This is a genomic window from Sinorhizobium americanum, from assembly GCF_001651855.1.
Taxonomy (GTDB): domain Bacteria; phylum Pseudomonadota; class Alphaproteobacteria; order Rhizobiales; family Rhizobiaceae; genus Sinorhizobium; species Sinorhizobium americanum.
Genome location: NZ_LNQC01000003.1, coordinates 1 through 1,098, shown reverse-complemented (window position 1 = coordinate 1,098; position 1,098 = coordinate 1). Strand labels below are relative to the sequence as shown.

General features: G+C 57.4%; 1 pseudogene. It reads right to left on the bottom strand.

The features are described 5' to 3' along the window. Positions 1-971, bottom strand: a pseudogene (locus tag ATC00_RS00020) (calcium-binding protein); the annotation flags it as partial. Positions 972-1,098: the final 127 nt, after the last annotated feature.

Below are 1,098 nucleotides of genomic sequence, written 5' to 3'. Positions count from 1 at the left end.
GTGTCAGCGCCGAGGCCGCCATCGATATAATCATTACCGGCCATGGCCCGGAAAGAGTTATTCCCTGCGTTTCCGGTCAGCTTATCGGCGAAGTTGGTGGAGCGAACGGCTTCGATGCTCACCAGTGTGTCGGTTTTTCCGAAACCGTCGATGGCCGTTCCGGTGGCGAGATTAACGGTGACGCCCAGTGATCCACCATTTTCCGCGTCGCGATGGAAGCGGATCTCATCGAAGCCTCCTCGACCATCAATATAGTCTCGTCCACCAAAGCCGACGAATTGCTCATCCGCGCTCGAGCCGCGTATCGTATCGGCGAACTGCGTCCCGCCGAACGACTCCATGCTCGTGAACGTTTCGGCATTGCCGTATGGGTCGGTTACCGTCCCGGCTGCCGCATCCAGGTTGATGCCTTGGATTGCGGCCGGGTCGTCGAAAGCGTCGCGGAAACTGAGGTAGTCATTGCCCGCCCCGCCGTTGTACGTATCCTTGCCTTGGCCGCCGACCATGAAGTCGTCGCCCAGTCCTCCGGAGAAGGTGTCGTTGCCGCCCCAACCGAACATGTCGTCGTTTCCGGCGGAACCAACAAGCGTGTCGCTGCGGTTCATCAGCCATTGTTCGAGTTTGAACGGGTCGTAGGTTTCGGCGGCGTTTTCGAAGGCGACTAGAGACAAATTAAGGCTCTCGAGCCGCTGGACCAGCGTGGTGCCGTCGTTGAGCAGAAGGTCGATTCGGGAAATCGTGCCGCCCGTTGCGCCATCCGAATCAAAGGCAAAGCCCGTTCCGATGATTTTGAGCTTCAGACCGTTATCGAGCTGAAAGGTTATCGTGGTCGAGCTCGGCGTTCCAACCAACGTAGCTGTGTCCAAATCGACGAAATCTCTGAACGACGGATTGTAGTCGTAACTGCCTATCGGCGGCGTGTAGTCCATCGGATACTTACCGCCTGGAAAGAAGTACGTCAGTTTGGCCATGTCCCCTCCTATTGCCCCTATGCCGCCCAACTCGCCAATTGCGAGTGCGAGTGGAAATTGTGCCTTGCCGTTGCGTTACACCAGATCGGGCAAAGTGTCATTCACCCAAATGGGGGACGTGAGCGAT